The sequence below is a fragment of the Chthonomonas calidirosea T49 genome, assembly GCF_000427095.1.
Taxonomy (GTDB): Bacteria; Armatimonadota; Chthonomonadetes; order Chthonomonadales; family Chthonomonadaceae; genus Chthonomonas; species Chthonomonas calidirosea.
In genome coordinates, this window is sequence record NC_021487.1 from 135340 (window position 1) to 154776 (window position 19437).

General features: G+C 54.3%; 15 protein-coding genes. 4 read left to right on the forward strand and 11 right to left on the reverse strand.

Annotation, left to right across the window (positions count from 1 at the left end):
- The first annotated feature begins 48 nt into the window (after positions 1 to 48).
- Complete coding sequence (gene pruA / locus CCALI_RS00635; protein WP_044949398.1) at positions 49 to 1608, forward strand: L-glutamate gamma-semialdehyde dehydrogenase; 1560 nt, start codon at positions 49 to 51, stop codon at positions 1606 to 1608.
- Here the strand turns inward: pruA and CCALI_RS00640 are convergent.
- Genes CCALI_RS00640 through CCALI_RS00650 form a run of 3 tightly spaced genes read right to left on the reverse strand, consistent with a single transcriptional unit; the run spans position 1605 to position 5835 of the window.
- Complete coding sequence (locus CCALI_RS00640; protein WP_016481534.1) at positions 1605 to 2651, reverse strand: zinc-dependent alcohol dehydrogenase; 1047 nt, start codon at positions 2649 to 2651, stop codon at positions 1605 to 1607. The genes pruA and CCALI_RS00640 overlap by 4 nt on opposite strands.
- Positions 2648 to 3715 (reverse strand): alcohol dehydrogenase catalytic domain-containing protein, encoded by a 1068-nt coding sequence (locus CCALI_RS00645; protein WP_016481535.1) that lies wholly within the window; start codon positions 3713 to 3715, stop codon positions 2648 to 2650. The genes CCALI_RS00640 and CCALI_RS00645 overlap by 4 nt, the downstream gene beginning before the upstream one ends.
- Positions 3712 to 5835, reverse strand: a complete 2124-nt coding sequence (locus tag CCALI_RS00650) for a right-handed parallel beta-helix repeat-containing protein (RefSeq protein WP_016481536.1) — start codon at positions 5833 to 5835, stop codon at positions 3712 to 3714. The genes CCALI_RS00645 and CCALI_RS00650 overlap by 4 nt, the downstream gene beginning before the upstream one ends.
- 174 nt (positions 5836 to 6009) lie before the next feature.
- Between CCALI_RS00650 and CCALI_RS00655 the strand changes: the two genes are divergently transcribed.
- Positions 6010 to 6693, forward strand: a complete 684-nt coding sequence (locus CCALI_RS00655) for a Bax inhibitor-1/YccA family protein (protein WP_016481537.1) — start codon at positions 6010 to 6012, stop codon at positions 6691 to 6693.
- Between the two features lie 94 nt (positions 6694 to 6787).
- Here CCALI_RS00655 and lexA read toward each other — a convergent pair whose 3' ends face one another.
- The 8 genes from lexA to CCALI_RS00695 form a co-directional block, all read right to left on the reverse strand.
- Entirely contained in the window at positions 6788 to 7423 is a 636-nt protein-coding gene (lexA, locus tag CCALI_RS00660) for a transcriptional repressor LexA (RefSeq protein WP_016481538.1), read from the reverse strand.
- Positions 7424 to 7585: 162 nt separating this feature from the next.
- Entirely contained in the window at positions 7586 to 9730 is a 2145-nt protein-coding gene (locus tag CCALI_RS00665) for a BatA domain-containing protein (RefSeq protein WP_016481539.1), read from the reverse strand.
- Positions 9730 to 10629, reverse strand: a complete 900-nt coding sequence (locus CCALI_RS00670; RefSeq protein WP_155850588.1) for a DUF58 domain-containing protein — start codon at positions 10627 to 10629, stop codon at positions 9730 to 9732. Before CCALI_RS00670 ends, CCALI_RS00665 begins: the two co-directional genes overlap by 1 nt.
- A gap of 10 nt (positions 10630 to 10639) precedes the next feature.
- Positions 10640 to 11668, reverse strand: a complete 1029-nt coding sequence (locus CCALI_RS00675) for an AAA family ATPase (protein WP_016481541.1) — start codon at positions 11666 to 11668, stop codon at positions 10640 to 10642.
- Positions 11669 to 11688: 20 nt separating this feature from the next.
- Positions 11689 to 12804: a prenyltransferase/squalene oxidase repeat-containing protein gene (locus CCALI_RS00680; protein WP_016481542.1), complete on the reverse strand. Its 1116-nt coding sequence runs from the start codon at positions 12802 to 12804 to the stop codon at positions 11689 to 11691.
- A 166-nt stretch (positions 12805 to 12970) separates the two neighbouring features.
- The gene (locus CCALI_RS00685; RefSeq protein ID WP_016481543.1) at positions 12971 to 13924 is read right to left on the reverse strand and encodes a S66 peptidase family protein; all 954 of its coding nucleotides are present in this window, start codon (positions 13922 to 13924) and stop codon (positions 12971 to 12973) included.
- A gap of 4 nt (positions 13925 to 13928) precedes the next feature.
- Complete coding sequence (gene mqnE / locus CCALI_RS00690) at positions 13929 to 15095, reverse strand: aminofutalosine synthase MqnE (RefSeq protein ID WP_016481544.1); 1167 nt, start codon at positions 15093 to 15095, stop codon at positions 13929 to 13931.
- 169 nt (positions 15096 to 15264) lie between these two features.
- The gene (locus tag CCALI_RS00695; RefSeq protein ID WP_016481545.1) at positions 15265 to 16308 is read right to left on the reverse strand and encodes a S1C family serine protease; all 1044 of its coding nucleotides are present in this window, start codon (positions 16306 to 16308) and stop codon (positions 15265 to 15267) included.
- Between the two features lie 258 nt (positions 16309 to 16566).
- Here CCALI_RS00695 and CCALI_RS00700 point away from each other — a divergent pair, with 258 nt between their 5' ends.
- Positions 16567 to 17835 carry a cellulase family glycosylhydrolase gene (locus CCALI_RS00700; protein ID WP_016481546.1) on the forward strand — a complete coding sequence of 423 codons (1269 nt, stop codon included), beginning with the start codon at positions 16567 to 16569 and terminating at the stop codon, positions 17833 to 17835.
- A 39-nt stretch (positions 17836 to 17874) separates the two neighbouring features.
- Complete coding sequence (serS, locus tag CCALI_RS00705) at positions 17875 to 19167, forward strand: serine--tRNA ligase (protein ID WP_016481547.1); 1293 nt, start codon at positions 17875 to 17877, stop codon at positions 19165 to 19167.
- Positions 19168 to 19437 lie beyond the last annotated feature (270 nt).

Consider the following 19437-nt stretch of genomic DNA (forward strand, 5'->3'; position numbering starts at 1 on the left):
CGGGGAAGAAGAGTTTTTATGTCTATTTTTCAGAAAGGGAACAAATCTATGTTTACGCCATTTCAGAACGAGTATCCATATCCGAACTTTAGCGAGGAGCGCCCTCGCAAGAAGATGGAGGAGGCTCTGCAGGCCGTTGCAGGGCAGTTAGGCAAGCTTTATCCGGTTTGTTTAGGCACCTCTCGCATTGAGAGCACGGAGCGTTTGGTGAGTATTAATCCGGCCAAGCCGCACCAGGTGGTAGGACAGGTCTGTACAGCCCCACCGGAGTTAGTCGAGAAGGCAGTTTTAGAGGCCGAGCGGGCCTATCCGGCATGGTCAAGCCTTTCGCCGGAGGTGAGAGCGAGGCATCTGGTAAAGCTGGCGGCCATTCTACGCCGTCGCATCTACGAGTTTTCGGCCTGGATGGTCTACGAGGTCAGCAAAAGCTGGAGCGAGGCCTATGCCGATGTGGCTGAGGCGATCGATTTTCTCGAGTATTATGCGCGCGAGGCCGTCCGATGGGGGCAAGGTAAACCCACGGTGGATTTCCCCGGAGAAGAGAACGTCTATTTCTATCTGCCTTTAGGGGTTGGAGCGGTGATCGCACCGTGGAACTTTCCCCTAGCCATTCTCACCGGCATGACGATGGCTGCGGTCGTGGCGGGCAATACGGTGATTGTAAAGCCGGCGGAACAGTCATCCGTTATCGCTGCTAAGTTGATGGAGCTGCTAGATTTGGCGGGCTTTCCTCCTGGAGTCGTCAACTTGATGCCCGGCCCGGGTGAGACCGTAGGAGAGGCACTGACGGCGCACCCGAAAATCCGCTTTGTTGCTTTCACTGGAAGCAAGGAGGTTGGAATACATATCTACCAAAAGGTGGCAACGGTGCAGCCAAACCAGAAGTTTTTGCGTCGTGCTATCCTTGAGATGGGTGGCAAGGACGCCATTATCGTAGATGATGGGGTAGGGCTAGACACTACAGCCACCGAGATAGTGCGGTCTGCTTTTGGTTTTCAGGGGCAGAAATGCTCTGCCTGCTCACGTCTCATTGTACATAAGAACCTCTACGAGCCGCTACTACAGAAGGTTATAGAACAGGCGCGGAGGTTACGCGTCGGCGACCCGGCGCAGTATGGTATAGATATGGGCGCGGTGATAGATGCCGATGCTTATCGGAAAATCCAAAGTTATATCGCCATCGGCAAAACGGAAGGGGAACTCGTTATGGGCGGGGTAGATCCCGCTGAGCCAGACGAAACCGGTTACTTTATTCACCCGACCATCTTTCGAGATGTGGCGCCCAACGCCCGCATCGCGCAAGAAGAGATCTTCGGGCCGGTGCTTGCCGTGATAAAAGCGGACGATTTTGATCATGCGCTGGAGATCGCCAACAGCACGGAGTACGGTTTGACCGGTGCCCTGTTTTCGTACAATCGCGAGCATATCGAGCGGGCGCGTCGCGAGTTCCATGTTGGAAACCTCTACATTAACCGTAAATGCACCGGTGCGCTCGTAGGAGTACAGCCATTTGGCGGATTCAACATGTCGGGCACCGATAGCAAAGCCGGTGGACCCGACTACCTCGGCCTCTTCTTGCAGGCTAAATCGGTGTCCGAGCGCTTCTAAGCAGGGGTAACAGCGACCTTGATGGCGTCGAGTGTGCCGTTGGCTAGGCAGGCGAGGACGTCGGGAATCTGAGAGAGGGTAGCCCGATGCTGCAGAAAGAGATGGGTGGGAATCTTGCCTTCTGAAAGAAGGGTTAGTGCTTGTCGCACAGCGCTTGGTGTGTGATGGAAGGCACTGATGAGTGTAACCTCCTCATAATGAATGCGATGGGTATCTAGAGCGATAGAGCTTCCTGCGGGACAGCCTCCAAAGAGGCACACCGTTCCGCCGGGTCGGGCTAGGGCGATAGCGTGCTCCCAGGCTTGTGTGGTACCCACGGCTTCGATGACCCAGTCGGCACCTAATCCTTCGTCGGTAGAGCGTTTGAGATGCTGAAGTACCTCCTCGCCCATTTGGAGATCGAAAACCTTATCAGCTCCTAACGCTTTGGCGAGTGTGAGCCGTTGTGCTCGTCGCCCAATAGCGAGGACTCTTGCTCCAGCCAAAACGCAAAGGCGTACAAAGAGAAGCCCTACAGGGCCAAGGCCGATCACCGCCACACTCTCTCCAGGGTGGATAGACAGGCGCGCTAATCCGTGTACTACGCAGGCAAGTGGCTCTACCAAAGCTGCTTCTGCAAAATCGAGGTGAGGTGGGATGGGTAAAAGATTCGTTGCCACAATGCGAGCGGGCACGAGGATGGTTTCGGCATAGGCGCCGTTTAGGAACAGGAGCTCGCGGCACAACTCCGACTGCCCGCGCCGACAAAAGAGGCACCGACCACAAGGGGCCGAATTTGCCGCGACGACGCGTTGACCTATCTGCCACCCCTGGACGTTAGGCCCGATGGCTTCAATGACCCCAGCAAACTCATGCCCAAACAGAGCGGGAGGCTGAATCATGCGCGCATGATAGCCACGGCGATAGACCTTCACGTCGGTGCCGCAGGTTAAAGCCGCCTGTATTCGCACTCGTACTTCTCCTTCAGCAGGCTCTCTTATAGGCACCTCTTCGATGCGCACATCCTCCGGACCGTAGAGAACGGCCGCTTGCATCGTGTTCATGGCTGAACGATCACTTTGAGGGTGTTCTCTTTGGGTTGCGAAGCGAGGGCGATGGCCTCTTGCATGGATGAGAGTGGCAGGCGGTGCGAGATGAGCCGTTGCACCTCTATGTCGTGTCGAAAAATGAGGTCTGCGGCTTCCTGAAGCAGCGTGACGTCCCCACTATAGGAACCTAGAAGCTGTTTTTCGAGCATGCCGATAACTCCTGCATCTATTTGGGTAAAGTCTTGCAGATAGGTTTGAGCGAAAAGCAGCACCTTACCCGCTGGACGCACCAGATCGAGAGTTGTTTGAACAAGGTGGCTGTTGGCGACGGCCAAAATCGCCACGTCGGCCCCTCCGGTTGATAGGTTTTCGGTAAGGTAGCTTTTGGCTTCGATTGCAGTAGCAAAGGCGACTTCGGCGCCGAGCTGTAGCGCTAGGGCACGCCGTGAGGCCAGCGGATCGACAACGAACACCTGTGCTCCCACTCTACGGCAGAGTTGGGTATAGAGAAGCCCGATAGGCCCTTGACCAAGAATAAGCACCACATCGTCCGGCTGAATGTTGGCTTGACGAACGCCCTTTAGACAGGTATTGAGCGGTTCGATGAAAGAGGCCTCTTCCGAAGTGACGTTGGGGGGCAATCGGATCATCCCGTGTTTTACGCACCGCTCCATAACGCGCACAAACTCGGCAAAGCCGCCTCCCGCTGGTTCATAGCCGGCGGTTGTTCCAGTTTGCTTATAGACCGGGCATTGGGCAAAGGCACTACGGCGACAGTAAGGGCAATCGGAGCGAAGACAGGGCACATGGTGGACCACCGCTACGCGCTCCCCAACCTCCCAACCTTCCACATCCTCGCCGATTCGGGCGATACGGCCGGCGATCTCATGACCAAAGATGCGAGGCGGTTCCACCAAGCCGAGGTGTATTTTTTTGAGGTCGGTGCCGCAGATGCCACAAGCTTCTACCCTGATAAGAACCTCCTTTGGACTGATGGGTGGGAGCGGAAGGCGTTCAAGCCGTATTTCATCTTTCCCCCTGTAAACGGCAGCGAGCATGGCGTGGGGTAGTTCATTCATGGCCGCTGTCCTACATCTATTTGAGGTAGTGGAAAAGCCGGTGGAGTATGAAGCGCAGCTTCCACTTCACGCGGATCCAGATTACATCCGAAACCTGTTAATGAGATCGGTTTAAATCCAATTCGAAAGGCGGGGGAGTTCGACTTTAGTCGAAAATCGCCTTTTTCCGGGTCAAGGAACTCGGGATCAGCGATGAGCGAGTGAAGGTCTTGTCCTTTTTGTTGCCATTGGGAAAAGCTCATTCCATCGAAGGTAACCGGTTGACCAGCAGCATTCCAGTAGAGATTATAGTCAAGATGATAGTTGTTGCCCGACCAGTTAGAGCCGAGGAGCGTGCCTTGGCGATAGTAGACGATATTGTGCTCCAGGGTGAACGAGAGGTGGTCTTCTGCACGCGTACGTACGAGCTGGGCCTCGAGATTAAGCGCGAAGATATTGTTGATGACACGATTGTTGGCACCATAATGCTGGTGCAGGCCCCCCGACTTTGTGTCGTATACAATGTTGTCCTCTGCGAGGACATCGCTAGTGCCCTCATCAAAGTAGATTCCCCATCCACCGTAAGTAAGGGAACGGATATGGCATAGAAGGTTGTGTTTGAGAACCGTTCCTGGCGAGATACCCAGCAAGTAGATGCCGCCCATATCGGAGAGCAGGCCTTGGCCGATGTTTTCGATTCGGTTGTTCATGATGATATTGTCGTGGGCAAGACTCTTGCCGTAGCCCCACGTCCAGCCCACGGAGATGCCCGTGTAGTAGAGGTTACCAATCGTGTTGTTGATGAGGCGATTATAGGGAGATTGGCCGATCCATATACCGGTTGCTGCCGGATGAAGGCGCCCCCCATCAGCGATAAGACAGTTTTGCACCGTATTATTTGACGCGATGAGCTGGGGTTGGTCGCGTATGATCGTCTCTCCGAGCTTGATGCCACCGGCACCGAGGTCGGTGAAGGCACAATTTTCGATGTGATTGTTCTGGCAGCCCTCGCCCAAGGAGATGGCCCAGGCGCCGGTATGCATAATGTGGCATCGGTCAAACAGGCAGTTGTGCGCCATAGTCGCCTCGATAGCCGCCGGCAGGTCCACTTCAGCTTGGGGGGCATCATGACCTTCAGGAGGCAGATTCCAGTTGGAGTAGGCAAAGGTCAGCCCCCGAAAGACCAGGTAGGAGACCGGTACATCGGCATTGGGGTTACCTTGCAGAAGCAGGAGTTGGTCCAGGCGGGGCGCGACGATCTGGGCGTTTTGCAGTCGCTCTTGCGCTTTGGGCAGATAGGTTAAAACGCCGGTGGAGCGGTCGAGATACCACTGGCCGGGCTGAGAGAGCGCCTCCTTAACGTTCTCAATAAGGTAGCGATTTCCTTTTGGGAAGCTTGTCCACCACTCTGTGCCTGGGGTATGTCCGACTAAAGTAACGATGGAGCGGCTGGTATCGAGCGATGCGACGTGGTAGCGCCCGGCGGCCCAAGTATGAAACACAATGACCTCCACATCTTTGAGGTTGCGCCAGTGAGGGTTGAAGCTGCCTGGCGCGTAGCCGAACTGGTCGAATCCCTTTCCTTGAGCAGCCGGAGAGGAGGTGCCCTCTTGTGTAATGGTGTAGTATCCGTTTATCGGAAGTCGGGGCCGATAGCGTCGTTCGCCGTTGACCCACAGCTGGCAGAAATTCCAGAGGCCGTTTTTGACGTCTGGCAGTGTTGTCGTCCATCGGTCTGGTGCCACGGCCTGCCAATTGTTAAGCACCTGTCCGCCACTAATGATGGGCTTTTCTCCTGGATAGGCTTCAAAAACGGTGGGCGATTCGGCAGTTCCACTATCTTCCGGGGTAAATACCATGGGTTGTTTGAGAGGATAGAATCCACCTCGTATAAGAACAACGATGGGACGATGCAGATTAGGATGCTGAGATCGAAAGGTGCGGACAGCCATTTGGGCGCGTTCAAGGGTAAGGAAGGGGCCGTCGGTACGATGCGAGTTGGGTGTAGCGAGGCGTCCCGACCAGCTATCGTTACCGTTTGGGGCCACGTAGAAATCGGCATGGGGCCGGGCGGCTAAAGCCATAGTGGCACCGGTAAGCAGAAGGAGGCCTAGCCCCAACAACATAACAAAAGCTCTCATTGGCTTCTCCGAAAGTTTTCTTTCTATCTAGCTTCTTAATCTCTTCTGCTTACGACCGCTGAAATCCTGCTAGGTGTGGTTTCGTATATGGGAACCGTATTTACGAGGAGGCGGTATACTTAATCAGAGTTTTAGGCATTCTTAGCGTATAAAAGTGTTTTAGGAGGATAGTCAATGAACTACGGGTTTGTTCCCACCTATGGGACGGTGGCGGACGCACCTGCGGAGGTAAGAGCGACATTTGTACGTCGGGTCTACGGTTTGTTCTTTGTTTCTGTGCTTGTGACCATTCTGGTAAGCGCTTTTTGTGCTCAGCAGGCCATCGCTGCTACCCTCATGCCCATGCTGCTGCCCCTGCTCATTGTGCAGCTTGTACTGGGCATTATTATGGCGTTTACACGACGTACCACGGGTTTGAACATCGCGCTATTCTACCTCTTCTCGGCGACGGAGGGGATGATCATCGGCCCGTTGATGACACTTGTTTCGCGCGTGGCGCCCGGTGTTCCGTTAGAGGCGGCGGTGCTGACAGGGGCGGTTTTTGCGGGATTGTCCCTTTACGCTTTGCAGTCGGGGAAAGACTTCTCGTTTTTGGGAGGGATGTTGTTTGTAGGGCTCATAGCCCTCATCGTTGGCGGTTTGGTGATGATGTTCGTGCATGTGCAGGCGCTCTATACCCTCTACTGCATTGTGGGAGTGTTGATCTTTTCGGGCTACGTTTTATACGACACTTCCGCGATTATGCGTCGGCTCTACCCTGGCGAGGAGATTGTAGGAGCCATTAGCCTCTATCTAGACCTCATCAACCTCTTCTGGCTGATCCTGCAGTTGCTGATGGAGCTACAGCGTCGCGATTAGAGGGTGGACTGGTTTCGGAAGAAATTGGATAAGGGCGACCATCAGGTCGCCCTTACTTGTTGGAGACTACCGTTCGAGAGAAGTTCCTGTCTTTTTAAAACCGAGAGACACTTTCGTAGTTACGAATGAGCCCTACGACCTTGCCCATGATGCGGCTATCCTCGCGCTGAATAGGAATAGGCGGATAGGCTGGATTCGCAGCGATGAGCTTAGCGCCTTGTGGGGTGAACTGTATCTGTTTTACGGTGGCCTCATCTCCAAGCAGAACAGCCACGATGTCGCCATTATTGGCCGTGCTCTGCTCCTTTACGATAACGATATCGCCATCGAGAATATGGGCATCTATCATCGAATCTCCGCGTACGCGGAGGGCAAAGAGGTTGCCGTTTGCCCTGAGATTCGGCGGTACGGGCACATAGCCCTCGATGTTCTGTGTGGCCGTGATGGGTTGGCCGGCCGCGATAGTACCCACAAGGGGAACGAGCGAGAACTCGCGTTGTCGAGTAGAGGGGCCAGTATGTCCCACAACGGTAATGGAGCGTGAGGTGCTGAGGCGAGTTATCTTGCCTTTTCGCTGCAGGGCATCGAGGTGGACTGTAACGCCGCGCAGGCTTGAAATGTTAAAGGCGTTGCCGATCTCCCGAATGGAGGGGGGGTAGCCTTTCTCTTCGATGTATCTGACAATAAAGTCCAAAATCTGTTGCTGTTTTTCCGTGAGGCCTTTCGCCATCGCCGGACCTCCTTTCGGTTTAGAATATCTCCGCGTAAGCGAATCTACTAGAAACCATTATACCACATTTTGTCCATCAGATTTTGAATCCCTTCAGAATTCCTGTGACAAAGAGAGGCGTAATAGGGAGGCGCTAACGAAAATTATTAGGATTCGCAAAAGCTACCCTCTTCGGCCAAATTTCCAGGCGAGGAAGCTTTCTAAGAAAAGCAGAGCGATGGCGATCTCAATGAACAAACGCCAAACCTCCACCCCGTAGCGAGAACGGTTGACGGCCATGCTGAGTTGTTCTGGGGTAGTTACAAAGGTTGCTCGAGCTATAGGGTAGCCGATTTGGGATAGAGCCGTATTGGGGGCAGCGTAGGTTAAGTCCGACTCCTGTTCAGGGAGGGCGACTGCAAAGGCCTCGTGGATAGGGCCTCCGGAAACCAAGTAGACCCCTGCCATCTGGGTGTTGGGGTACTGCAACTCAGCGCCTTCGGCGCCGAGAACGGGCGTACGAGTATCCACCGTGCCGTCGGGGCGGGTAATACGAATTTGGGCGTTTACAGCCGAGAGCGGAAGAGGAAGCAGGAACGGCATATCCAGAGCAAGGTTATGGCGCACCTCGGCGCTGGCGCTTAGGGCGAGCAGAAGCTGATAGAGCAGGGGCACGTAGCTGGCGGTGAGAGGTAGGTCGTTCCAGGACGTATCGGCACTGCTTGCGGCCAATATCACTTGACCTCGGCCGACCTGTCGCTCCACGAGGGCGGGTGAGCCATCGCTAAATCGAAGTATTACCTGAACAGCGCCAGGGTTGCTGGAATCGTCGAAGGGAGTGAGTTGACGATAGGCAGTGAAACGAGCGAGCCCGATGTTGATGTTGGAGGTATCCTTAAAAAGGCTGAGCGGCGCATAGTTGCCAATAGAGCCTGGGTTGAGGGTCTGAGCATTTTCATAAGGGAAGCGAACTATTTTGCCTAATGCTGCCGGGAGTAGGCCGGCCTCCTTAAGTACCGCGTTGACCTCGTCGGTTTGGGTGGCCTCACTAGGGAAGAGGAGAAGTCCTCCACCGGTACGCACGTAGTCCGCAAGAGCATGAGCTTCCTCTGTGGAGAGATGAGTGAGACCGGTGATGATGATGGCTTGATAGTTGCTAAGATTTTCTGCGTCGAGACTTTCACCCTCAATGCGGGTGGGCTGAAAGATATTGCCTCCGCCAACCGGCGCCAGCGCCGCTAGTGTGTAGGTGGCGCTTTGTGACTGCATCTCTTGCACAAGCACCCTGAGGGTCGCGCGCGACTCCAGCACGAAAGGGGCGACGTTATCGAGAGGAAGGTTATCGGTGTGCTCTGGATCGGCCAGCTCGACGCGCCCCACATGAATACCTATTTGTGGTAAGTAGGGAGTAAAGGTCGCCAGCGACGCGGAGTGTGGAGCTAGATTCACTTTCGTCATGCCTGCCAGCTGCCCATCGAGGCGCAGTACAATAGGCAGATTGTTGTAAGAGCGTGTCCCATAGTTGCTGATTTTGGCAGAGATACGGGCCGCTAAATGAGGAGTCACCAGTTCGCGCTCCAACGGCTCCATATGCACGGCGAGGTTATCGCGCTGAGGGGCAGGGGAGCCGACCGATATCCATATAAGACGCGCTTTGTTTCCAAGCTGTTTCCAAATGCTATGTGCCGATTCGGACTGGCTGCTTTTCCAAGCATTTGCCTGGTCATCAGTGATCCAGTACACCTCATGGTTGGGGAGAGGAGATTTTTTGAGGAGGGCTACCACCTGTTTGGCGGTTTCAAGGTAGTCGGTTCCACGGGTAGAGAGTTTTGCAGCGTTGAGGCGAGCATAGGCAAGGCGTAGGTCATATGTTGGAGAGCCGATAAGCGTCGTAGGATGGTCATTGGCAAGGAGAAGGCTGACGGCGTCGCCGGGGCGAAGCACATGGGTAAGAACTGTTTTTGCTTGCTGCACAGCCCTTTCCCAGGCAGTGTTCTGATTGGGAATACGTTGTGCCATGCTGAAAGAGTTATCTACGACGACGATGGCGTAGACGTGAGCATTTTGTCCAAGAACGGAAAGCCCAACAGCTTTGATCACCGGCCTGGCAAAGGCAAGTACGGCTAGGAAAACGATAAGGAGACGCAGGGCTAGCAGAATAAGCTCCTCGATACGGAGGCGACGTCGGAGCTTACGTTGCGAGTGGTGCAGAAACTCCATAGCGGCCCATCGCACGATATGAAGGCGTCTGCGTCGGATAAGATGGATGAGGATGGGAATACCCAGCAGTGTTAGAGCGCCGAGAAAAGCAGGTGCTAAGAAAGACATCAGTGCGATTGCCTCATCCGTTCGGCGAGATATTGCGAAAGGGCGGTATCCACGGGCTGGTCGGTAACCAGTTGCACATAATCCATATTCAGCTCACGGCAACCGCGGCGCAGGGCCTCCACATAAGCTTGAAAGGTGCGGAGATACTCTTGCCGGAGTGCATTTGGCTCTATCAGCAGGGGGGCTTCGCCCTCCATGCCCTCAAAACGGCTTGTTTCACGAAAGGGAAATGTAAGCTCGTCTCTATCGAGGACATGAAACAGGATGGCCTCGTGTTTTCTATGATGGAAATGCTGAAGGCCTCGAAGGATGTCGGTAGGGTTTGTGAAGAGATCGCTGAAGACGATCAGAAGGCTACGACGACGCACGCGTTCCGCGAGATCGTGGAAGGTATCGGCGATGCCCGTTTTGGGAGCGCTGTCTTTCCGTTCCAAGGTCTCTAAGAGGAGGCGCATGTGCGAGGAGGTAGAGGCAGGGGGGATGAACTGACGTACGCCGTCGTCACAGAGCGCGAGACCAACCGCATCGCGTTGTCGCATGAGAAGCACAGCCAGAGCCGCGGCGCATACCGTGGCATACTCGCGTTTAGAGAGAGCGGAGCGAATGCCCTTATAGTTCATGCTCTCGCTGGTGTCGAGGACGAGAATAGCTTTGAGGTTGGTCTCTTCCTCGAACTGCTTAATATGGTATCGGTCGGATCGGGCGTAAACCTTCCAATCTATGTGTCGGATCTCATCACCGGGAACATAGTCCCGATGTTGAGCAAACTCCACACTGCTGCCCCGGTGCGGGCTTTTGTGCATGCCAGAGATAACTCCCTCCACAACAGCACGAGCACGCAGTTCCAGGCGTGTGATGCGTGCCAGCGTTTGAGGGTCGGCTAGCGTGCGCGGATGCATAACCATACTGCTATTTATCCGGGTCGGTAGGTCTAGGGATTCGCTCCAGCAGTTTTTGAACGATGGTATCTGCGGAGATACCTTCGGCTTCTGCGTTGAAGTTGGTCACGATGCGATGTCGCAGTACGGGCAGTGCCACGGAGGCAACGTCGCTAGTGGTGACGTAGGGTCGGCCGTAGAGGGCGGCACGCGCTTTGGCGCCAAGTATAAGATACTGCGAGGCGCGCGGGCCGGCGCCCCAGCTCACACATTCGCGCACGATGTCGAGTGCTTCCGGCTCTGTAGGACGTGTGGCACGGGCAAGCGCGACTGCGTAGCGGAACACATGCTCTCCCACAGGAATGCGGCGTACAATATCTTGAAGCTTCAGAATATCCTCACCGGTGAGAACAGGTTTCAATTCGACTTGCTGGCCGCCCGTTGTGGCTTTCATGATGGCCACTTCCTCTTCTGGCGAGGGATAGGTCACCACGATCATAAACATAAAGCGGTCGAGCTGAGCTTCGGGCAACGGGTAAGTTCCTTCTTGCTCGATGGGGTTTTGGGTTGCGAGTACGAAGAAGGGTTCGGCCATGGGGTAGGGATGCCCCCCTACGGTAACGCGGTGTTCCTGCATGGCTTCGAGCAGCGCCGCCTGGGTTTTTGGTGGGGTACGATTGATCTCGTCGGCGAGGATCATATTGGCAAAGATAGGGCCGCGCAGAAAAACAAACTTCCGTTCTCGTGTGATAGGGTCTTCTTGGATGACCTCGGTGCCGGTGATGTCGGCAGGCATAAGGTCGGGAGTGAATTGGATGCGTTTATAGGTTAAGGAGAGCACTCGGCTCAAGGTGCTAACGAGGAGCGTTTTGGCAAGACCAGGCACTCCCACGAGAATGCAGTGGCCACGAGCGAAGATGGCCATAAGCAGCTCTTCGATAACGGTATCTTGGCCAATCACCACTCGGGCGATTTCAGCACGCATCGTATCGAAGGCTTCGCGAAGCTGCTTTAGTCTCTCTAAGTCGGCTTGTGTTGTTTGAGATGAGGTTACTGTCATCGAGTCGAATTAGGTTCCTTTCAAGAATTAGGATGAAGGCAATAGGCGAGAGCGATCAATGTATAACTAGTGACAAGGGCGGGTTGGTTTTCCCAAAAGCGCGCATTGGTGTTGAACCAAGAGCCATCCGGATGCTGTAGGCGAATGAGCTGTTGGATAAGGTCTTTCTGCCAATCGTGCGGTTTACCATGGGTATCAATTACATATTTTTGGCCGTATACAGCAAGGGTTTTAGCCATAGTATGATAGTAGTAGTAAAGAGCAGCGGTTCCCATGCCCGGGTTGGTGGTAACGGAATAGTGGCTGCGAATCCAGTTCCAGGCCGCTTGGGCACGGGGGTCTTTTCGTGAGACATTACAGTAGATGTAGCTCTTAAGGCCTTCGTAGGTCATGGAGCCGTAGGAGGTGCGATAGCCTTGAGGCGATTTCGAGCCGCCTAGCGGGTCGTAGACAAAGCCGCCATCGTTGGGCCCCGTTTTCGCCCAAGCCTGGTCGTTAGACTCTTTGCGGTTCTGCACACGCTGCAGAAAAATGATGGCTCGTTTCCAGACCGGCGCATTAGCGGGCACACCAGTATCTTTGAGGGCCTCGAGAGCTGTTGCAAGGTTGGAGAGGTCTGGGTGATCATCGGGATCGGAGCCGTAGCCGATGCCGCCGTAGAAGGGGTTTGAGGGTTTCATACCGTCGGTGGCTCCGAACTGAGAGTCTTCAAGGAACTTTTGCGCTTTGGCGATGATGGGTTTATAGGCGGGATTGTGGGTAAGATAGAGAGCCATCATGCTGAGGCTGGTGTTGTAGTTAGGCAAAGCGAGATTGGGATCGCGGTCGTCATAGATTCCGCCATTGGGTTTCACTAGATGAAGCAGGTACTGTATCCCATGCGCGACAGCAGGGTCGTTTAGTTCATTATGACCGTTGCGCAGGAGGGCAGCGAGGGCCAAGGCGGTGGTACCGGGATAGTGACTCCAGGAGCCATCTTTTTCTTGCACCCGATGCAGATAGTTAATACCTTTCTGCACCGCCTTTTGTGCTTGGGCGATTAGCGCGTCCGGTGCTGCGGCAGCGGTTCGAGCTCCTATCAAAGAGATCGCCAGAAACACCACATACACACTCATCTTATAAAGCAGGTGTCTCATGTTTTTGTCTTCTCCTCCACATCTTTTGGCTAGAATGCGCCCTCCATGTTCTCATTATATTCTATTTAGATACTTCGAAACTCCTCTAAGTTACGCCCAGTTGGAGAACATAAGGGCTTTAACTCATAAAGTTCTGTTGTGGCTTGAGGGGGTGGCTGAAGATTTTTTAAACAACCGCCGGTTCTAATATTGTCAGCGTTTTGGCATCGGCATCCAACCTTGCTCGCGCGCCGAGAGGCAGGGTAAGAGGGTTCGGCTCGTGCCCAAAAGGGAAACCAACTATTGTGGGTTTCCCTAAAGGGAGCAGTAGGTCTTCCCATAAAGCGTAGAGTTGGTTTGGCGAATCTTCCGGCTCATGCTTCCTCCATCCGGTGACCGTGCCCACGATGAAACCTGCTGCTTCTTGCAGGATTCCGGCGTTGAGAAGTTGGGTAAGGTAGCGGTCTACACGATAGACCGGCTCGTTCACGTCCTCGATCAACACCAGTTTTCCACGAAAATCGGGTTGGAAGCGAGACCCACAGGCATGCGACAAGAGGCTAAGACAGCCGCCGGCAAGGGGCCCTTCCGCCACTCCACTGACTAAAGTTTCGATATTTTGCGGTGATGCTGGCAAGAGGCCAAACGACTGGGGATTTTCGAGCATCGTCCAAAAACAGTGTAAGGCCGTCTCCATGCCGACGTCTTTCCCCTCAGATAAGCGGACGAGACTGGTGGCGTTAGGAGAATAGAAGGTAATCCAATCGGTGTAGTGACAAATAACGAGATGTAACGCGGTGATGTCGGAGTAGCCCGCCACAATTTTTGGATAGCCGTCGAAAAGCTCAGAGGTTAGTTTGGGATAGAGCCTTTGAACCCCATACCCTCCACGTGCACAAAAAATGGCGGTGATGTCGGTCCGGCGCAGAAAGCTTTGAAGATCGGAAAATCGCTCCTCGTCCGTTCCTGCCAAGTAGTTGTTGGTGGGATGTTGAGCCAGCACATGAGGCCCCAGCACAACCCTATAGCCACGCCGCTCGATAAGGGTTTTGGCCTGAAACAGCTCCTCGCTAGGAACCGGGCCGGAGGGTGCGATGATTCCTATTTGGTCTCCTGGTTGCAGACGGCGGGGTGGGCGCATACGTTTAATCAACAACCGGCAACGGAACGAAACGACGTTGCGGCTGAAGCTCTTCTGGCGGAGCCACGATCTCTCGATAGAGACTATCGCGCTCCACGGGAACACGACCTGCCTCTTCGATAAGCCGTATCATCTGGCGCCTTGTGAGAACCTGCCGCTTATTGCCGTGCTCTCCGTCTTTATAGGTTATCTCGTATTCATGCACGGTGCCATCCACGTCATCGGCCCCGTACCAGAGGGCAACTTGGGTGACCTGAGGTGTGTTCATGATCCAGAAGGATTTGATATGCGCAAAGTTATCCAACATGAGGCGAGCGACCGCAATGGTACGCAGATCATCTTCGCCAGTGGAATGAGGGAGATCGGCTAGCTCGGTACCTTCGGGATGAAACGCTAGGGGGGTCATGGTAACGAAATGGCGCGTTTCATCTTGCAGTTCTCGGAGGCGCACAAGGTGCTCTACACGCTCCTCCAAGGTCTCGATATGTCCGTACAACATGGTGGCGTATTGGGTTAATCCCACTTTTGCCACCGTGCGTGCCACCTCCATCCAACCCTCTCCGTCAATCTTCCGGTCAAACAGCTCACGGTGGACACGCTCGGAGAGTATCTCGATTCCTCCGCCAGGAAGAGAATCAAGGCCTGCCGCCATCAGCTCTCGCAGCACCTCCTCTAAAGGCTTCTGCGCCTGCCGTTGAATCTCTACCAACTCCACCATCGTAAACGCTTTGATGTGGACATTGGGACGCACTTCCTTTACGACTCGGAGAAGGTCAAGATAGTACTGGTAAGGTAATCGTGGATTGATGCCACCCACCATATGAACTTCTGTGATGGGCACATCTATATGCATAAGAAGGCGCCGTCGTACCTCTTCAAGGCTCAGCGTGTAAGGTGCCGGCCCGCCTTTTTTAGCATAGAACGAGCAGAATTTGCAAAATTTGTTGCAGATATTGGTGTAATTAATGTGCTGATTGCGGACGTAATAGGCCTTCTGTCCATGCAGACGCTCCCGAACGATGTTGGCTAAATAGCCAATCGCCGTCAAATCCGGATGCTGAAAGAGACGCACACCGTCCTCATAAGTTAATCGCTCGCGGGCGATGACCTTCTCATAGATGTCCATAAGGTCACGCCCAACGAGGCGTTCTACGAGACGTGGATTACTCATATCGTTCGCTTCCTCGCATGCATTATACCTTGCCGGCTCTCATCGTGCTTCTCTTTTGGGAAAAAGCAGATCACCCTTCTTTACGTTAGGACCTTCTGCCTTGCGGCCATTCAAACAGCCCTAGGAGGAAGATAAAACCAAACGCTACCCTCTCCGCAGCTCTAGGGAACTACCTGCGTTCAGGCAACTCTACAGGCACTACCGTTAACGTGAGGGGCTCTAACAGGCGCCCCTGACGCCGAAGGATGCGTAAGGGGATCTCTTTACCGATGCGCTCTCCGGTAAGCTGACGAAGCAGATCGTCCGCACACCCTATGGGTTTCTCATCGAAACCGATGATCACGTCTCCCACGCGAAGTCCGGCGCGCTCGGCCGGGCTACCGGGCTCTACGGCCTGCACTAAAACCCCATGGTGATGTGCTAACTCAAGTTGACGTACCACCACGCGTGGTAACTCTACGGTAAGCCCTGCAACTCCGATGTAGCTACGGCGAACGCGACCTTCCTGAATGAGCTTAGCAGCCACCCACTTCGCCGTATCAATGGCAATGGCGAAGCAAAGACCTTGCGCCGGCAAGATCGTTGCCGTGTTCACCCCAATGACCTCTCCTCGCGAGTTCACCAAGGGGCCACCGGAGTTGCCGGGGTTCAGCGCCGCGTCGGTCTGAATGATGTTATCAATCATTCGACCACCTATGCCCCTTAGGGAACGCCCTAGTGCGCTGATCACTCCAGCGGTTACCGTCCACTGAAAGCCGTAGGGGTTTCCAATGGCCACCACGAGTTGCCCGACACGTAATTTACTGCTTTCGCCTAATCGCGCCGGTTGCAGGTCGGGTGCGTCAATGCGCACAACGGCCAAATCCGTTGCTGGGTCGTCCCCAATGCGATCGGCAGAGACACGACGCCCATCCGTCAGCGTCACATGCACCCGACGAGCTCCATGAATCACATGGCTATTGGTAAGAATGTAGCCGTCTGGGGTAAAGATAAACCCCGATCCGCTACCGTGTCCCTGTCGTCCACGCTCCACGGTCTCAACCTCGATGCAGACGACTGACGGCCCCACCGTTTCGGCCGCATGAATCACCGCCTGCGAGTAGGCATCGAGTGCCTCTGTCTCCGTGGTAAGTGGGTCTCGCTGCACGCGGTAGGATTCATCCGGACCTGTTTGCGCTCCGTTTAGAGAAACAATCTCAACCTGCTTGTCCATTGCTTCTGTCCTTGCCTCCAAACTGTTATCTCTAATTCGATATAGGTATTGGGTTGTCTATTTAGTTTCAATTGCTGCCTATGCTTTCGACTAGGATATCTCGACTGGAAATAGGATGTTGTGCTCTTTGCAGAGTAGCACTCGCCGGAAAAACCTAGAGGAACCGTTCAGCCTTCCATTTTCCGCTTGAGGGTATAATGCATTGCGTCTGATTTTTGGATATACTCTCGAACGGCTCGGTTCCCAAAGGAGAAAAGTATGTTCTTCAAGCAACGATGCCTCCTCTTCTTTACCCTGTTCGCCATAACAACCCTTCTCAAACCTGTGTGGGCGGAATATCGTCAAGAGTATCCGCTGCCGACTCCTTCTATTCCGGATTCTTTAGGGGTCAACATTCACTTCACCGATCCCGCCCCGAATCGCCTTGATCTTCTCGCCGCCGCTGGTTTCAAATGGATCCGTATGGATTTCAGCTGGTCTGATACGGAGCGTGAGCGAGGCGTCTACAACTTTTCCGATTACGACCGTCTTATGGAGGGGCTACGTCGGTACCATATTCGTGCTCTCTTCATTCTCGACTACGGCAACGATCTCTATCAGCATGGGGCCCCCACCACGCCTGAGGCTCGGTCGGCTTTTTGCAAGTGGGTAGCAGCTGCTGTCACCCACTTCCGACATCAGGGCATTCTCTGGGAGATGTGGAACGAACCAAACATCGGCTTTTGGCAGCCCCATCCCGATGTGAACCAGTACGCCGATCTCGCGCTGGCTGTTGGTCAAACCATCCGACGTGTTGCGCCAGACGAGTGGTATATCGGTCCGGGCATGTCCGGCATGGACTTTGGTTTCCTTGAGGGGTGCTTCAAACGAGGTCTGCTGCAATATTGGGATGCTGTCTCGTTTCATCCCTATCGTGACAGCGCACCAGAGACGGCTGCGCCCGATTTTGAGCATGTGCGACAACTCATCCAGCAGTATGCTCCACCCGGCAAGTCAGTGCCGATATTGGCCAGTGAATGGGGCTACTCAGAGCTCTATCCCGGACTTGATCTCGAGAAGCAGAGCCGCTATATCGTTCGTGAGTTTCTCTCTAACATCGCCAACGGCCTACTGCTCACCATTTGGTACGACTGGCATGACGATGGCCTCGACCCCCACAATGCCGAACATCATTTCGGAACAGTCTTTAATAACTATCAGCCCAAATCTACCTACCTTGCGGCACAAACGCTGGCCCGCACGCTGGATGGCTTTGTTTTTCGGAAGCGCATCAGTTTGGGCTCGCCGGATGACTATTGCCTTCTGTTCACTCATGGCGACCAAGCACGTTTGGCGGTATGGACAACGGAGGCGCTCCCTCATCCAGTGCAGATCCCGCAGTTGACCGGGAAGGTCGTGGTGATTGGGTTAACTGGAGCGCGCTTTGTGGTAACGGCAGGGGGGAACGGGCTTAACTTTTATCTCACGAATGAGCCTCAATATCTTGTACCTACTCACAACACCGCACAGAGTTTTGGAACGGAGTGAGGGAGCACTTTAGCTGTTTTAGAGGGAGAAACAGAGGGAATGTTAGATATTCGGCTTATCCGTGAGCAACCGGAGCGGGTGATTGCCGGCCTAGGACGCATGGGGGTTCCGCGCGAGGAGATCGAGACTATTCGCGCGATCGACGCCCAAGTGCGCGCTCTGAAAACGGAGGTTGAGCAAAAGCGTCACGAGCTCAACGCAGCTTCCAAGGCCCTCGGTCGTTTAAGCCCAGAGGAGCGCGAACAGAAACGTGCTGAACTACGTCAACTTGGCGATACCATAGCGGCTCTCGACGCTCAGAGGGAGGAGCTAGAGCGCCAACTGCATCATCGGATGCTCCTTCTGCCAAATATTCCCGATGAGCGGGTGCCCGATGGAACCAGCGAGGCGGATAACGTGATTGTGCGAACATGGGGTACTCCTCGCACCTTTACCTTTCCTCCGAAACCGCATTGGGAGATCGGCGCACAACTCGGCATTCTCGATATCGAGCGTGGCATTAAAATTAGCGGTTCCCGTTTCTACGTGCTTCGGGGCGCAGGCGCCGCCCTGCAGAGAGCGCTGATCACCTTTATGCTTGACCTCCATATTTACCAGCACAAGCATTTGGAGGTATACCCTCCTTTTATGGTGAAGCAGGAATGTCTCATCGGGACGGGCCAGCTCCCCAAATTTGCTGAAAACCTCTATCATGACGCCGAAGAGGACTACTGGTTCGTGCCCACGGCCGAAGTGCCTGTTACCAATCTCCATCGAGAAGAGATATTGGAGGCCTCTCAACTTCCCCTACGCTATGTGGCCTATACTCCCTGTTTTCGTCGAGAGAAGATGTCGGCAGGCCGTGATGTGCGTGGCATTAAGCGCGGGCATCAGTTCGACAAGGTGGAGATGGTGCGCTTTTGTGCCCCGGAAGATTCCGATGCTGAGCTTGAGATAATGCTGCAAGAGGCCGAAGAGGTCTGTCAAAAGCTTGAATTGCCCTATCGGGTTGTATTGGTTTGTACCGGAGAGAAGGGAGAGTTCAACGCCATCCAATACGATATCGAGGTCTATGCCCCGGCCAGCAAGGGAGAGGAGGGGGGTGAGTGGCTTGAAGTCTCCTCCTGCTCCAATTTTCGTGACTTTCAGGCGCGTCGAGCCAATATCCGCTACCGTCCGGCGCCAGGCGCGAAACCGGAGTTTGTACATACCCTCAATGGCTCTGGGCTAGCACTCCCCCGTGTACTGATAGCCATTTTGGAAAACTATCAGAACGAGGATGGGAGTGTGACCATTCCTCCTATTCTACGTCCTTATCTTCACGGCCTCGAGAGGATCGAGGCCAGTTCCTGATTTCTAAACTAGCCAGCAATGCCAAGGCTTAGTTAAAGTGCGAGCTCGTCTTGTTCTTTTTGTTCTCTCCAAATCCCACCACCTGCGTCTTTATAAACGGCAACGCGACGGCCTGTAAAAGGGGAGGTGGAATAGGGTTAGGGAGAGGGCTATCCCCTCTTAGGACGTGAAGATAGAAGCGCTTTGTTCCTTAAACGAAGCTTAATATGCAATGGACTAGACTAAATTGGGAGTGCGCTGAGGATTCCTTTGGGAACGGCAGCGAATTCT

Bases quoted from the DNA above. Each gene is read 5' to 3' on its own strand.
- pruA (WP_044949398.1), top strand. From the start codon at position 49: ATGTTTACGCCATTTCAGAACGAGTATCCATATCCGAACTTTAGCGAG.
- CCALI_RS00640 (WP_016481534.1), bottom strand. From the start codon at position 2,651: ATGAACACGATGCAAGCGGCCGTTCTCTACGGTCCGGAGGATGTGCGC.
- CCALI_RS00645 (WP_016481535.1), bottom strand. From the start codon at position 3,715: ATGAATGAACTACCCCACGCCATGCTCGCTGCCGTTTACAGGGGGAAA.
- CCALI_RS00650 (WP_016481536.1), bottom strand. From the start codon at position 5,835: ATGAGAGCTTTTGTTATGTTGTTGGGGCTAGGCCTCCTTCTGCTTACC.
- CCALI_RS00655 (WP_016481537.1), top strand. From the start codon at position 6,010: ATGAACTACGGGTTTGTTCCCACCTATGGGACGGTGGCGGACGCACCT.
- lexA (WP_016481538.1), bottom strand. From the start codon at position 7,423: ATGGCGAAAGGCCTCACGGAAAAACAGCAACAGATTTTGGACTTTATT.
- CCALI_RS00665 (WP_016481539.1), bottom strand. From the start codon at position 9,730: ATGTCTTTCTTAGCACCTGCTTTTCTCGGCGCTCTAACACTGCTGGGT.
- CCALI_RS00670 (WP_155850588.1), bottom strand. From the start codon at position 10,629: ATGCATCCGCGCACGCTAGCCGACCCTCAAACGCTGGCACGCATCACA.
- CCALI_RS00675 (WP_016481541.1), bottom strand. From the start codon at position 11,668: ATGACAGTAACCTCATCTCAAACAACACAAGCCGACTTAGAGAGACTA.
- CCALI_RS00680 (WP_016481542.1), bottom strand. From the start codon at position 12,804: ATGAGACACCTGCTTTATAAGATGAGTGTGTATGTGGTGTTTCTGGCG.
- CCALI_RS00685 (WP_016481543.1), bottom strand. From the start codon at position 13,924: ATGCGCCCACCCCGCCGTCTGCAACCAGGAGACCAAATAGGAATCATC.
- mqnE (WP_016481544.1), bottom strand. From the start codon at position 15,095: ATGAGTAATCCACGTCTCGTAGAACGCCTCGTTGGGCGTGACCTTATG.
- CCALI_RS00695 (WP_016481545.1), bottom strand. From the start codon at position 16,308: ATGGACAAGCAGGTTGAGATTGTTTCTCTAAACGGAGCGCAAACAGGT.
- CCALI_RS00700 (WP_016481546.1), top strand. From the start codon at position 16,567: ATGTTCTTCAAGCAACGATGCCTCCTCTTCTTTACCCTGTTCGCCATA.
- serS (WP_016481547.1), top strand. From the start codon at position 17,875: ATGTTAGATATTCGGCTTATCCGTGAGCAACCGGAGCGGGTGATTGCC.